Origin of the sequence: Microcoleus sp. Pol12A5, from assembly GCF_036701435.1 — a bacterium.
In the GTDB taxonomy this organism is placed as follows: Bacteria; Cyanobacteriota; Cyanobacteriia; order Cyanobacteriales; family Microcoleaceae; genus Microcoleus.
On the sequence record NZ_JAUBQU010000147.1, the window covers coordinates 1 to 12,942 of the forward strand.

Consider the following 12,942-nt stretch of genomic DNA (forward strand, 5'->3'; position numbering starts at 1 on the left):
GAGAACCTTAGATAATGCCACTGCCAAGATGAATCTTTGTTTTATTAGATTGATGATTAAGAGGCTGGCCTCTTAGATCTCAAATGGGTTCTATAAGCCGTAGCTAGATCGATAACTTCCTCAACCACTTGAATTTCGACAAAGTGATTGCCGCCACCGATGGTAGCTAACCCGCCATCCCTGACTAAGCCGTCGTTTGGGACTAATTCTGCGGGGGCCCATTTGACATCGCCATTCATGGAACCGCCGAGGAAAATGCGATCGCACTCTGCGGCCAACTGATCGAAATCCGAATTAGCCGCGCTGCCGGTTGCCTCGTCGGGCATAGCATCCAGCCATCCGGGAATCCCGTGTTGGAACATGGCGCCAGCAGTTTTTGCAGTCATGCTGACATCGCGAGTACCGAAAAAATAATCGCCTTTGAGCAATTCTACAAATCGATCGCGCTGACTGAGGAATTGTTCGATCGACAAATCCGCAACGTGTAACCGCATCCCGCAGTTAATATCGGAACCGACAGCCGCCGGAATCACCATTCCTGCTGTTTCTACAATAGAGCCGATCGCCACCCCCGCATCCCCCGGATGGAAGTCAGGAGTAGCGCAAGCGCGGCAAACGCAGCCGCCTTGAGGGTGTCGAACATTCGCCAAATTTGCTAACTGTTTGAGCGCCTTTGCTTCCACAGGAAAATCCTCTGGGAGCAAAACTTCTGCTGTGGGAGGATCGGCATCTTGCCACTGTTCTTTCAGAGAACTATTGAGACAAATCGAGTAGACTTTATTGTCGTAACTAACATCAAGACCTTGCCGAGACAAAGCTCGCAAAAGCCTGTTCAAGTTTTTTGGCTGCTGCATAAATAGTCTGTTGCGGGTTGCATAGCAACCCCCAAGAGTTGAAGAGATTTTTTAGGGAACAAAAGACTTGGGTTCAGCAGCCGCAATCTTTTTTAAGATAAGTTGAAAGACAACTTTTCTAATGAGTAAATTTATAACATATCATTTTTGATATGTCAACCCTTTTCTTAAAATTTTAATAAATATATATGACTTACCAAACGGTGTCAGAAACCCGGTTTCTGCCTAGCAAAATCGCATCCAAACCAAAGATTTTGCGAAGAAATCGGGTTTTTTGGGCCAGCGCCTCATCGAGCATTCCAGCCTTCATTGCCAGGAAGTAGGGGCAATCCCGCGCGGTTGCCCATCCCCCCTTAAAGAAAATACCTAACCGTCGTTACCACCCGACTTCTTTTAGCCCGCAAAGCCGCTTTCAAAAAGAAAGCAGTTTGATTGTGCAGCAGTCCCTCCCACCAATTTCGCGTCACAAAAGCCGGAATAATCAGCGTTAAATATACTCCCGGTCGCTGCTCTTCAAACAAAGTCAAAAAGTGCGTCAAAGCCGAACCAACAGAACGGTAAGGCGATTCCAAAATTTCCAAAGGAATGTCTGACTGCAAATCTTGCCAAGCTGCTTGTAATTTTGCTCGATCGGTCAAACCAATATCTACGTGAACTGCCACAACTTCATCAGCAATTAAACGAGCGTAATCGAGGGCCTCGAAAGTTCCCCGGTGCAATTGCCCGACTAACACCACAGCCGGATGTGTCACCGTCTTAACTCTAGGTCTGCGAAGATAAGACCTCGGTTCTATTCCCTGAATGCTCAAGCGAGCCGCTACATAACGATAGTGCCGGTGAATAGCTAAAAATAGACTGACTACGATCGGAATAGTTACTACGACAACCCAAGCTCCCAAAAGGAATTTTGTAGCGAGAATTACAGCCAAAACTCCCGTTGTTGCCACTGCACCAATACCGTTCATCACAGCACTAACTTGCCAACCTTTACCTCGTTCTTTAAACCAGTGAATTACCATTCCCGATTGGGAGAGAGTAAAAGAAGTGAAAACTCCAACCGCATACAGAGGAAGCACTGCGCTCGTATTGCCTCTAAAGATGATAATTAAAAGAGCAGCGCAGAAGCTTAGCAGATTAATGCCATTAGAATAAACCAGTCGATCGCCCAACAGCGACAATTGCCTCGGTAAAAACCCGTCCCGTGCCAAAAAATAACAAAGTCGCGGAAAATCTGCATAACTCGTATTCGCAGCCAACAGCAAAATTAACAGAGTTGCGGCCTGCAAATAGTAATAAAATATGCCGACACCAAAAATCTGTTTTCCCAACACAGAAAGGAGCGTTTCATGTTCTGTAGGAATCACCTGATAAATATGAGCCAAGTAACTAATCCCCAAAAACATCGCTCCCAGAATTGCCCCCATATAGCTCAAAGTCAGGCGCGCATTTTTCCATTCAGGAGGCTTAAAAGCCAACACCCCGTCTGATATGGCTTCAACTCCAGTCAGGGCAGTACAGCCCGCCGCAAAAGCGCGCGCCAGCAGAAATAATCCCAAAGGTTCCTTAGCGGGAATATTTTGTAATGCCGGCATAACATTACCTGTTGCCTGTTGGAATAAGCCGCAGCCAATCAAAACAAAAATCCCAACGAGAAACCCATAGGTGGGAACCATAAATATATTGCCCGATTCCCGCAATCCCCTGAGATTGGCAAACATGATTAGGACAATAAAAACTAAGCACAGTTCAACCGTGTAGGGGTGCAGAGAGGGAACTGCTGAAGTCAGGGCCGCCACCCCAGCCGAAATACTTACTGTTACAGTTAAAATGTAATCAATCATCAGCGAAGCTGCTGCGATCAAACCAGGGTAAATACCTAAATTTTCTCGCGCCACAATGTAAGCGCCACCGCCGTTGGGGTACGCTTTAATTGTCTGTCGGTAAGACAGCGCCACGATCGCCAACAGTAAAATAATAATTCCAGAAATAGGCAGCGATAAACTCAAACTGCTACTGCCCGCTAGTAACAGTACCAGCAGAGTTTCTTGAGTAGCGTAGGCAACAGACGACAGTGCATCAGAAGCCAGAACAGCTAGTCCTGTAGCGTTGCTCAGGCGTTCATGAATAGATGCGCTAGTGGGGAGAGATTCACCCAGCAAAAATCGCTTGAGTCGAGAATAAGTGTACATTAAAACTCAATATTTAGGCATCCACAAATCATAATCTAGACGGGAACCGTTTTAAGTAATTTTTGGCTCATAATTTGTAATTCTGTCTCGCTTGTTGAGTCAGCTTCAGCTTGTGTTCGAGAGCTTGCCAATTTTGAGCTTCGATATCAGTGATGAACTCGTCAAGACTGTCGCGGTAAATAGAGAGCGATCGCAACAATTCCTCTCGATTGTACTTTGCCACCATCACTCCCAGCTCGGGATTGCCGCCCCCAACCCGGCTCGTATCCCGAAAACCCGAACTCGCCAAATGTTGGGCTAAATTAACAATATGCCGATCGCCCTCTCGATCGCAGGCAGCAACCAGCGTCGCGCTCGCCATTAGCGGCAAATGAGAAATCCAAGCCACAGCTCGATCGTGTTCTTCCGGCTCACATCGGTAAACTTTAGCACCCAGCAACCGCGCAATTTCCTCAACCTTATCCACCGCAAGCGTCGGTGTCTGGGCAGTCGGCGTCACCACATAAGGCCGGCCTACAAACAAATCCGGCATCGCCGCCTCAATTCCGCTTTCAGCAGTCCCCGCCATCGGGTGTCCCCCCACAAAATTAGGCCACAGAGGAGACACAGCCTGCACTATGGGTGTTTTTACGGAACCGACATCGGTTACAATAGTATCAGGGGAAAGATAGGGCACCAACTCTCGGACGATCGGCTCGATCGACCCCAGCGGCGTGCAAATAAAAACCACATCGGCTACTGCCATTAGAGACAGGTGTATGCTGGCTTCATTGACAACACCCCGAGCTTGCGCCCGATAGCAAGTCTGCTGCCGGCTCGAAACCCCAAAAACATTAAACCCGCGCAATCGCAAATCCAGCCCGATCGAGCCACCAATTAAACCCAGTCCTACAATACCGATATTCATAGCAATAAAATGGGGATATTTGATACGGTGCCGCCCCCATGACAGTCGAGGAACTCCTGAAAAAATATGCCGCCGGAGAAAGAAACTTTGCCGGAATCAACCTGACTGAGGCCAACCTCAGCGGCGTCAACTTGAGCGGAGCCAACCTCAAGGGTGCGAATCTGAGTGTAGCAAACCTGAGCGGAGCAAACCTCAGCAAAACCAACCTCACAGGTGCCAAACTCAACATCGCCAGACTCAGTGGCGCCCATCTAGGCGGCGCCGACCTCACCGACGCCGACCTCAACGTCGCTTACCTAGTGCGAGTAGACCTCAAAAAAGCCATACTCATAGGAGCCAAACTGATCAGAGCCGAGCTGATTCGAGCCGAACTCAGCGGCGCCAACCTCCAAGGCGCAAACCTCAGCGGCGCCACCCTTACCGAAGCCACCCTTCGAGGAGCCAACCTCGCTCAAGCCAACCTTCGAGGCGCTCACCTCAGCGGCGCGTGCTTGACAGAAGCCAACCTCGAACAAGCCAACCTGCAAGGAGCCGACCTGAGCCGCGCAGACCTCAGCGGCGCCGACTTGCGAGGCACAGAACTGAGACAAGCCAACCTCACTCAAGCCGTACTCAGTGGCGCCGACCTCAGCGGCGTCAATTTGCGCTGGGCCATTCTCAGCGGCTGCAATCTCCGCTGGGCCGACCTGAGCGAAGCCAAATTGAGCGGTGCCGACCTCAGCCGAGCCGACCTCTGCCACGCCAACTTGCTGAATGCCAGCTTAGTTCACGCCGACCTGACAAATGCCTATCTGATCCGCGCCGACTGGATTGGAGCCGACTTAACCGGAGCCACCTTAACCGGAGCCAAACTTCACGCAGTTTCGAGGCTCGGCATCAAAACCGAAGGCATGACCTGCAAGTGGGTCGATCTGAGCCCCAACGGCGACCACAGCCAAATTTACTGGTTGAACTCAGGAGGAACCCACGACTTTTTTCACGAAACCTTGCCCACAGTTCGGATTGTGATTGACTCGCCCTTAGACCAAGGCGCTCATTTTGCACTAGCTGCAACTTATTACCAAATTGCCCAACAATACCCGAGTTTAAGTCAGCCTCCCACGATTGAAGTCAGCTCCAGGCGCACCGTACTCGCATTTAAAATGGACAGCGACGATAAATTATTTGCCACCGCTTACGTTGCGATCATTCCTTTTAACGACGCTGCCATAACTCAAAAAAACCTAATAGCTTTGATGAAAATGATTCAATCGCACGATGCAGGAAAACTTAACGTCAAAGAATCTAAACACGTCCAGTTATGCAGCAAAGCTCTTAACCAAGCTATCAGTAAAGTAGACCAAATCAAAATTTCCAGTTCTTTTCCAAAAATCGGTGAAAGCATCAATTTCTTTCAAATACCCACACAGATGAGCTTAATTAATTCCCGCGATCAAAGACTCAGCGTTTATCACCACCCAGGCTTCGGCAAGCGCCTGATTAAAAAATACGATCTGAGTAACTCAACATCGGCTAAGTTAGCCGAAAGCACAAAATTGGCTCAAGCTAATATCACTAGCATTTTGGATTTTATAAAAGGCTTCCACAACATAGATGTCTAAGCATATTGCATCAAGTTACAAAAAATGCTTATTCTAGTTTAAAGGTTGGCACAATAAAGCTTTGTTCTAGCTAAGACATCAGGGAAATTGAAAAGCATGGATGCCGAAGAACTCATCACCAAATATGCAGCAGGAGAAAGAGATTTTACTGCCATCCTCCTTTGCGAGGCAAATCTGAGCAGGATCGATCTCAGCGGGGCTAATTTCAGTGAGGCAATTTTGAGCCTTACCAACATGAGCGGCACCAATTTGTCAAACGCCAACATGAGAAAAGCCAAACTCAATGTTGCCAGACTCAGCGGTGCCAATCTGCACAAAGCCAACCTCAGCGGCGCTATCCTCAACGTGGCAAACTTGATTCGAGCCGACCTCAGAGAAGCCCAACTCGTCGAAGCTACAATGATCAGATCCGAACTGATCCGAGCAGACCTGAGTAGTGCCAACTTGACCGGTGCAAATCTCAGCGAAGCAGATTTGAGAGAAGCAACCCTCAGAGAAGCCAATCTAGAGCAAGCCGACCTCAGCGGGGCTCACCTGAGAGGCGCTTTTCTAACAGCAGCAAACTTGGAACGGGCTAACTTGCACAGAGCCGACCTCAGCAGGGCAGACTTGCGAGGAGTCAACCTCTGCAATGCCGAACTCAGACAAGCTAATCTATCTCAGGCAAACCTCAGCGGCGCTGACTTGCGAGGCGCTAATCTCCGGTGGGCTGACCTCAGCGGGGCGAACTTGACCGGTGCTGACCTCGATGAAGCGAGATTGAGCGGGGCCAACTTGTACGGAGCAAATTTGAGCAATGTCAATCTATTGAACGCTACTTTGGTACACGCGGATTTGACTCAAGCAAATTTGATTCACGCTGATTGGGTGGGCGCAGATTTGACGGGGGCGGCCCTGACGGGGGCAAAAATTTATGCGGTTTCTAGGTTTGATGTGAAAGCAGATGACATTACCTGCGATTGGGTTGACCTCAGTCCTAACGGCGATCGCAGCCACATTCAGCGCTTTACCCCAGAAGAATCTCAAAGGTTTTTCAATGCTACACCGCCGACAGTTCAAATTATTGTCGATCGACCTCTCGACCCCGACGCTAACTTTGTCCTTGCAGCTACCTACCGCCAAATTGCCCGTCAATACCCTGCTTTGAGCCATCCTCCCAGTATCGAAGTTAATTCCCGACGCACAATCATATCATTTAGAATAGAACAGGACGAGCAACTATTTCCCACCGCTTTCGTTGCGATTATTCCCTTTAGTGATGCAGCATTTACTCAGAAAAATTTGATTACTTTGATCAAGATGATTCAACCCCAAAGTGGTAATAACCTGGGCGTCAGAGTGTCAAATATGGTAGTGCAATTAAACGTAGCCCTGACCAAAACAATGAGAAAAATAGGGGAAATGAAAATTCAGCCGGTTCGCCTCGATCGCGAACCGATGTCAAGTTTTTTCCAATCACCTACCCAAACTGTACTGGCTAACTCCAGCGCCGAAACTTTGATGATTCACTATCACCCAGATTTTGGCAGAAACTTGACAAATTTGCCCGGAGTCAACAAAACCTCTATCAGTCCTGCAATTAAAGCCCAAAGATTTACCACCCCGCCGCTAAATACGGTCATTGAGTTTGTCAAAAGCTTTTATCAGATCGGTGAGTAAATACTATAATTTAATTTGATATTATTTCTATTTATGCCATATAAAAGTTAGCCGATTGCCATTTTATTCAGGTAAACAAATGGAAGCTGAAGAACTGCTCAAACGATTTGCAATCGTCAAAAGATATACTGAAGGCGACAGAGATTTCACAGGAATCAACCTGAATGAAGCTAATCTCAGCCGCATCAATCTCAGCCAATCAATTTTAAAGGGGGCTAGCTTATTTGTCACCAACCTCAGCGGTGCTAACTTGAGCGAAGCTAACTTGAGCGAAGCTAACCTGAATGTGGCTAGACTCAGCAGTACCAACCTGTCGCGGGCAATCTTAAACGGGGCTACTCTCAACGTAGCAAACTTAGTGAGAGCCGATTTAAGTGCAGCTCAACTAATCAGAGCATCCCTAATTAGAAGCGAATTAGTCCGCTGCGAACTCAGCAAAACTAACTTCAGCGGCGCTAACCTGACTGAAGCAGATTTAAGAGAGGTAAAACTGACGGAAGCTAACCTGTTCGGTGCTAACCTGTCCGGTGCAAATCTCAGAGGTGCTTCGGCTGCTTCAGCTAACTTTCAAGAAGCTAACTTGCACGGCGCAGATTTGACGAAAGCAGAACTTAGCGGCGTTAATTTTAACAATGCCGATATGAGACAAACTTCTTTGCAACAGGTGAATCTCAGCAGTGCCAATTTGAGCGGAGCTAACCTTAAATGGGCTGATTTGACGGGAGCTAACCTCAGCGGCGCGGATCTGAGCTTTGCTAAATTGAGCGGAGCTAACCTTAACGGAGCAGATTTAAGAAATACTAATTTAGGAAGTGCTAGTTTCGTTCACGCTGATTTGACAGAAACAAATTTGATTAATGCAGATTGGGTGGGCGCTGATTTGAGGGGAGCAACTTTAACAGGAGCAAAACTGTATTTGGTTCCTCGGTGTGGTATCATTGCAGATGATATTACTTGCCAGTGGGTTGACCTCAGCCCCGCAGGCGATCGCACTCAGATTCAACAATTTAATTCGCCGTCAGAATCGATAAAATTTTTAAATCACACGCCTGGGTTAGTGCAAATTGTAGTTGACGCACTTTTAGACTACTCAGCAAACAGCACTTTAGCAACAGTTTACAGCGAAATAGCTCGGCATTACCGGGCAATGAATTTTCCTCCTAATATTGAAGTCGGCTACCGCCGCACAACTCTAACTTTTAGATTTGAGAGCGATGAGCATTTATTGCCAGCAGCTTTTTTAGCGATTCTTCCTTTTAAGGATGCTGTACAAACTCAGAGAAATATTATGGTTATTGGCAAAAATATTGAAAGTCAAAATTTAGATGAGAAACGAATAGTGCAGTTGCGTAAAGCATTGAGTAAAGCTACAAATAAGTTAAATGAGTTGATAAATTTGGTCTCTAATATATCAGGGGTTAGTCAACCAACAAAGTTTTTTGAGTCACCTACCCAAACTATTTTAATTAGTTCGGGACAGGAGAGTTTGATGGTGAATTCTCACGGGAATTTTGGGAAGGGAGGTGCCAGTCATCAACCCAGTAAATTCAGTTTGCCTCTCGGTCAAAAAGTAGTTGATTTTCTGGCCAGTTTTGATTATGTTGAGTGAGAAATGTCAATTTTAAAACCGATTGATTGAGGTAGAAGTCCATAACTCATTGCTCCGCTTCCTGCGATCGCACTCCGAGCCGCACTGGCCCCACCATTTAACGATGGCGCGGCTCGTGGCGCGGGCTTTGCGCTTGGGGCGCAGCGCTCTGATCCAAACGGGGCTTCCCGCTGGAGCTTACCGACAGCGGTATCGAGTCAGCTATTTGATGCCGATTTTGATGTGGCCGGAGCCTGTGATTTTAGTGGCCCCGACACCGCTGATTGAGCATTTGAGAACAGTGGAAATACCGCGTTTGCAAGAGTGGCTGCAAACAGAGGGGTCGATCGAGACTTATTCCGATCGTGCCACTGGGCGAGGATTGATGCTAGCAGATCCGCAGTCTTGGCTGGCGGCTCGCTTGGCGGGGAATTCGGAACTTCACAGGAATATTCCGACAATTATCGACGGTGTGGATGACTTGGAAGTTTGGACGCGCCAGCAATTGACGGCGGGTTTGCAACCGGGTGACTGGAATGATTTAATGCAATCTCAGCCTTTGGAAGCCGATGCAATCCTCCAAGGGCGGGTAATGCTAACGCGGGCTTTCTTTAAGCATCCGGCGAAACCAGAGGAGTGCTATTTGCTGGAAACCGCAGAGCAAAATATTTTGGAGGGGCTGTTTGAAAGGATTGAGCCAAACCCCCTAATTCCGGCTGCTTGGAGCAATTTTTGGCAGCGGTGGGAAGCAAACGGAAAACTGCGGTGGGCGGAAATTCATCGGGAGGCTGGGTCATTTTCTCTGTACTGCGCGCCGGTGCAGGTGGCTGAGGTTTTGAGCAAAATTTGGGACTATCAGCCGGTGGTGTTGATTGGGGGGGCGGTGGATGTGGAACCGAAGGCTCCGATCTTCCGGGAAATGCTGGGGCTTCCAGAATTGACGAGCGTTAAGTTTTCGCCCGATCGACAAAGCGAATTAATTCAACTGTACATTCCCAACTGGCTACCGCTGCCAAATACGCCGGAATTTCAGGGAGTTTTAATGGAAGAAATTCGGACTTTGCTGTTGATGAGCGCGTCGGTGGCGGGTTTAACGGTGCTGATTGTTGGTGATGTACCGCTCAAGGCTCGGCTGGCGGCGATTTTGGCTTCTGAGTTCGGTTCTCGCGTGCAGGTAGAAAAGACTGATGTGGGCGAGAATGCGATTTTGGTGACTGGGTGGGAGTTTTGGCGGGAACATCAGGGGGACTTGAGGGCGCCTCACTTGCTGGCGATCGCAACTTTGCCGCTACCTTCTTTGGAGAATCCTTTGGTGACGGCGCGTGTAGCTTATTATAAGGAACGGCGCAAGGATTGGTTTCGGTTGTATTTGCTGCCGGCGGCGCTGAATGAGTTGCAACGGGCGATCGCGCCGGTGCGAGAACGTCAAGGGGTGGTGGCGATTTTCGACAGCAGGGTGATTCACCGCAGTTATGGACAGCAGGTTTTAGCAGCTTTGAGTCCTTTTGCGAGGATTGATTATTTGGATACGACTTGGCTGACGCAGGCTTGAGATGACCTGTTGGCGTATAATTTGGTTAGGTATCCAGTTGAAATCTAATTTAGTACACAAAGATTATGGGTGAAGCTAAGCGTCGCAAAGAGTCGATCGGCGACGAATACGGAAAAGAAGAACGCATCGTTCCCTGGCTGCCAATCACGAAAACCCAAAGCGAAGATTTTGTCAAGTGGACAAGCCGCGGAAGCTGGATCGGGATTAGCCTTTTGGTTGCTTGGTGGATTGTAGTGCGGTTTGTCGGCCCCTCGGCGGGTTGGTGGCAGGTTAACTGATGCCAGACTCGACAAATGCCTGTTTTCTTGGCATTGTGTCGAGTTTAACTCGGAAACAAGCGGCTGAATTTTTAGGAAAAATTTAGTTGCAAATTTGGACTTGGTATGGTATGGTAATTATCTGCGGGCAATTAGCACAGTGGTAGCGCACTTCCTTCACACGGAAGGGGTCACAGGTTCAAATCCTGTATTGCCCATCTAAATTATTTTCTGATTCCTCTTATTTCTTAGTCCCCCTCTGCTGGGACGAAATTTTGTGTAGCCGCGGTTTCAACCGCGGTTTATTCTGCCGAAGCTATTCAAATCCTGGGAATTTTAGCTGGATTGGTTCTATGTCTTGCTGTTTGGCTTTTGTGCCCAGATAATCAGCAGCGTCATCCATCGCCTGAGTAGCGGCTTTGGCTTCGGCTTCGGCTTTGGCTTGTTGTGCGCGAATCTCTTCTAATAAGACAGATTCAGGCTCATCATCAGCGTTTTGAGAAGTTAGTTCACCCCGAAAGGCACGATGCAGGAGGGTTTGAAATAAATGCTCTGCTTGGCGATCGGCTTCCCGTTGTTGCGTGCGGAGGCGATCGAATTTTTGGACGATTTGGGCAAATTTTTCTTGGAGGGGGAGGGGGGGAAGAGGAAAGCGTAAAGAACTAACTTGTTCTGCGTTTATATGTGGTTGTCCTGCCCTTCGAGTTAAAGGCTCAATTATTGCTTTACCATAATCTGAATTAATTAAAAAGTTGTAATAATAAGCCTGTATTCTAGGTAATTCAACAATTAAATCATAAGCTGCATAAGTACCATGATATAATTCTGTAACTACAGCACTATCTCCTGTATTTACGCCACTTCTAACAATTATTAAGTCACCTGCTTTAACTTTACACTTTGGTATTTTCTGAGCTTCATTTTCAGAAATATATACCATGCCTTCTGATTGAATATAACCTTTTTTTATATTCGTTGCCCTAATGAAAGGAATCCCATTTTGCTGATATTCAGGAGGTGAGCTAGTTCCGTAACGAATACTAATTATTTGAGAACCAATATCTTCAATATCCCAGCCTTTTGGATTAGTGACAGGAGAGCCAAACATCTCCAAAAATACCGCTCGCAAGTAGGTGTCGCTAAGTTGTAGGGCGTAGCGGCGGGTGCGTCGGAGTCGATCGGCTTTTTGGGCGATCACAACAATCCGCTTTTGTTCTGCTAGCGGCGGCAGAATCATTCTAATTCCTAAAGCTTTATCTTTACTAAAAAAACCAACTGTAGAAATTCCTGCCAGTTGAAGAAAGAAATCTTCTCCTAATCTTTGCAGACCCAACGCTAAAAATACCGGGCCTATTAAATTAGGTTTTGCTACTAATCCATAAAATTGCTGATTTGCATAAACTGTTCTTGTAGTAACTGCCACTTTTCCTAAACTTCCAGCACAACTTAAAAGCACTGTTTGAGGAGGCATCAAGCGATTACTAACTTCAGTAGCATCCTCATGGGTAATAAATTTTTTCGCACTACTAATAAAAAAATCATTAATATCGGGAAGTGTCACCCAAGGAATATCACCGATAAATCGCTTAGGCTTATCTCTTGTAGGTACAATAATATCTACTACATCTTTAATTTCTACCCATTGCCAACCTTGAGGCCATTTATTTGCTTCTGTTATAGTTATGCTTCAACATATTCACAAATAGAGACAGGTTCGGGAATAGGAAAAGCATCCTCTTGTAGTCCTTCAATATGAAAAGCGATCGCCTCTTTAATTAAATTCCTCACTTCTTCTAAACTTTCAGCCACAGCTACACATCCAGGTAAATCGGGAACATAAGCACCGTAGCTAGTTTCACCTTTTTCAATGACAACAGCATAACGCATTAATCTTCCTCCTGCTCTAGTTGAGCTTGTCGCCAAACACTTTTAAGCGTACCTATTGGCATATCAACGCCTAAATTACCTGACACTGTGACAGTCCCAGCCTTTTCTGGGTGTTTAAATTGACGATGACTGCCCTTTGTTCTAGCTAAATACCAACCATCCTCTTCTAACATTTTAATAACTTCTCTAACTTTCATTTTTCATCTATAAAACTCATCAACTCCCGCACTTCTATCCCCATAATATGCTCTAACTTCACCAACCTCTCCATTGTAACCTGTGGCGGCTCATAATATACCTCATCCTGCTCAATCTGACGGTAACGACTGGCTGAAAGGTCGTATTTATTCGCCTTAACCTGCGCTTTTGTTACCCAAAACTGGCGATTCAATTGATTGATTTCCGCTTGCAGGGGTGCTATTTGCTCCTGCAGTTGTGCCAGTCGTTG

General features: G+C 47.0%; 11 protein-coding genes, 1 tRNA gene and 1 pseudogene. 6 read left to right on the forward strand and 7 right to left on the reverse strand.

The features are described 5' to 3' along the window. Positions 1 to 56: 56 nt before the first annotated feature. The 3 genes from QUA45_RS25170 to QUA45_RS25180 form a co-directional block, all read right to left on the reverse strand. The gene (locus QUA45_RS25170) at positions 57 to 854 is read right to left on the reverse strand and encodes an RtcB family protein (RefSeq protein WP_333100909.1); all 798 of its coding nucleotides are present in this window, start codon (positions 852 to 854) and stop codon (positions 57 to 59) included. A gap of 353 nt (positions 855 to 1,207) precedes the next feature. Further along, positions 1,208 to 3,043, reverse strand: coding sequence for an APC family permease (locus QUA45_RS25175; protein WP_333100908.1), 1,836 nt, complete (start codon positions 3,041 to 3,043; stop codon positions 1,208 to 1,210). Between the two features lie 67 nt (positions 3,044 to 3,110). Then, positions 3,111 to 3,950: a prephenate/arogenate dehydrogenase gene (locus QUA45_RS25180; RefSeq protein ID WP_333074432.1), complete on the reverse strand. Its 840-nt coding sequence runs from the start codon at positions 3,948 to 3,950 to the stop codon at positions 3,111 to 3,113. A gap of 38 nt (positions 3,951 to 3,988) precedes the next feature. Here QUA45_RS25180 and QUA45_RS25185 point away from each other — a divergent pair, with 38 nt between their 5' ends. From QUA45_RS25185 to QUA45_RS25210, 6 genes are all read left to right on the forward strand, one after another. Then, positions 3,989 to 5,551, forward strand: a complete 1,563-nt coding sequence (locus QUA45_RS25185; RefSeq protein ID WP_333100907.1) for a pentapeptide repeat-containing protein — start codon at positions 3,989 to 3,991, stop codon at positions 5,549 to 5,551. A 96-nt stretch (positions 5,552 to 5,647) separates the two neighbouring features. Then, entirely contained in the window at positions 5,648 to 7,210 is a 1,563-nt protein-coding gene (locus tag QUA45_RS25190; RefSeq protein WP_333100906.1) for a pentapeptide repeat-containing protein, read from the forward strand. Positions 7,211 to 7,289: 79 nt separating this feature from the next. Beyond that, positions 7,290 to 8,819, forward strand: coding sequence for a pentapeptide repeat-containing protein (locus QUA45_RS25195; protein ID WP_333100905.1), 1,530 nt, complete (start codon positions 7,290 to 7,292; stop codon positions 8,817 to 8,819). Between the two features lie 22 nt (positions 8,820 to 8,841). Then, complete coding sequence (locus tag QUA45_RS25200) at positions 8,842 to 10,350, forward strand: helicase C-terminal domain-containing protein (protein WP_333222470.1); 1,509 nt, start codon at positions 8,842 to 8,844, stop codon at positions 10,348 to 10,350. A 65-nt stretch (positions 10,351 to 10,415) separates the two neighbouring features. Beyond that, complete coding sequence (locus QUA45_RS25205) at positions 10,416 to 10,628, forward strand: DUF2839 domain-containing protein (protein WP_333038618.1); 213 nt, start codon at positions 10,416 to 10,418, stop codon at positions 10,626 to 10,628. Between the two features lie 125 nt (positions 10,629 to 10,753). Then, a tRNA-Val gene (locus tag QUA45_RS25210) sits at positions 10,754 to 10,825 on the forward strand. Between the two features lie 98 nt (positions 10,826 to 10,923). Here QUA45_RS25210 and QUA45_RS25215 read toward each other — a convergent pair. The 4 genes and pseudogenes from QUA45_RS25215 to QUA45_RS25230 all read right to left on the reverse strand — a co-directional run. Then, positions 10,924 to 12,291, reverse strand: coding sequence for a restriction endonuclease subunit S (locus QUA45_RS25215; RefSeq protein WP_333222474.1), 1,368 nt, complete (start codon positions 12,289 to 12,291; stop codon positions 10,924 to 10,926). Next, the gene (locus QUA45_RS25220; RefSeq protein ID WP_236506884.1) at positions 12,288 to 12,494 is read right to left on the reverse strand and encodes a type II toxin-antitoxin system HicB family antitoxin; all 207 of its coding nucleotides are present in this window, start codon (positions 12,492 to 12,494) and stop codon (positions 12,288 to 12,290) included. The genes QUA45_RS25215 and QUA45_RS25220 overlap by 4 nt, the downstream gene beginning before the upstream one ends. Next, positions 12,494 to 12,691, reverse strand: a complete 198-nt coding sequence (locus QUA45_RS25225) for a type II toxin-antitoxin system HicA family toxin (RefSeq protein ID WP_333222472.1) — start codon at positions 12,689 to 12,691, stop codon at positions 12,494 to 12,496. Before QUA45_RS25225 ends, QUA45_RS25220 begins: the two co-directional genes overlap by 1 nt. After that, positions 12,688 to 12,942: pseudogene (locus QUA45_RS25230) on the reverse strand (hypothetical protein); the annotation flags it as partial. The pseudogene QUA45_RS25230 and the gene QUA45_RS25225, both read right to left, overlap by 4 nt.

Excerpts from the sequence above, each read along its gene's own strand:
- QUA45_RS25170 (WP_333100909.1), bottom strand. The coding sequence starts at position 854 with ATGCAGCAGCCAAAAAACTTGAACAGGCTTTTGCGAGCTTTGTCTCGG.
- QUA45_RS25175 (WP_333100908.1), bottom strand. The coding sequence starts at position 3,043 with ATGTACACTTATTCTCGACTCAAGCGATTTTTGCTGGGTGAATCTCTC.
- QUA45_RS25180 (WP_333074432.1), bottom strand. The coding sequence starts at position 3,950 with ATGAATATCGGTATTGTAGGACTGGGTTTAATTGGTGGCTCGATCGGG.
- QUA45_RS25185 (WP_333100907.1), top strand. The coding sequence starts at position 3,989 with ATGACAGTCGAGGAACTCCTGAAAAAATATGCCGCCGGAGAAAGAAAC.
- QUA45_RS25190 (WP_333100906.1), top strand. The coding sequence starts at position 5,648 with ATGGATGCCGAAGAACTCATCACCAAATATGCAGCAGGAGAAAGAGAT.
- QUA45_RS25195 (WP_333100905.1), top strand. The coding sequence starts at position 7,290 with ATGGAAGCTGAAGAACTGCTCAAACGATTTGCAATCGTCAAAAGATAT.
- QUA45_RS25205 (WP_333038618.1), top strand. The coding sequence starts at position 10,416 with ATGGGTGAAGCTAAGCGTCGCAAAGAGTCGATCGGCGACGAATACGGA.
- QUA45_RS25220 (WP_236506884.1), bottom strand. The coding sequence starts at position 12,494 with ATGCGTTATGCTGTTGTCATTGAAAAAGGTGAAACTAGCTACGGTGCT.
- QUA45_RS25225 (WP_333222472.1), bottom strand. The coding sequence starts at position 12,691 with ATGAAAGTTAGAGAAGTTATTAAAATGTTAGAAGAGGATGGTTGGTAT.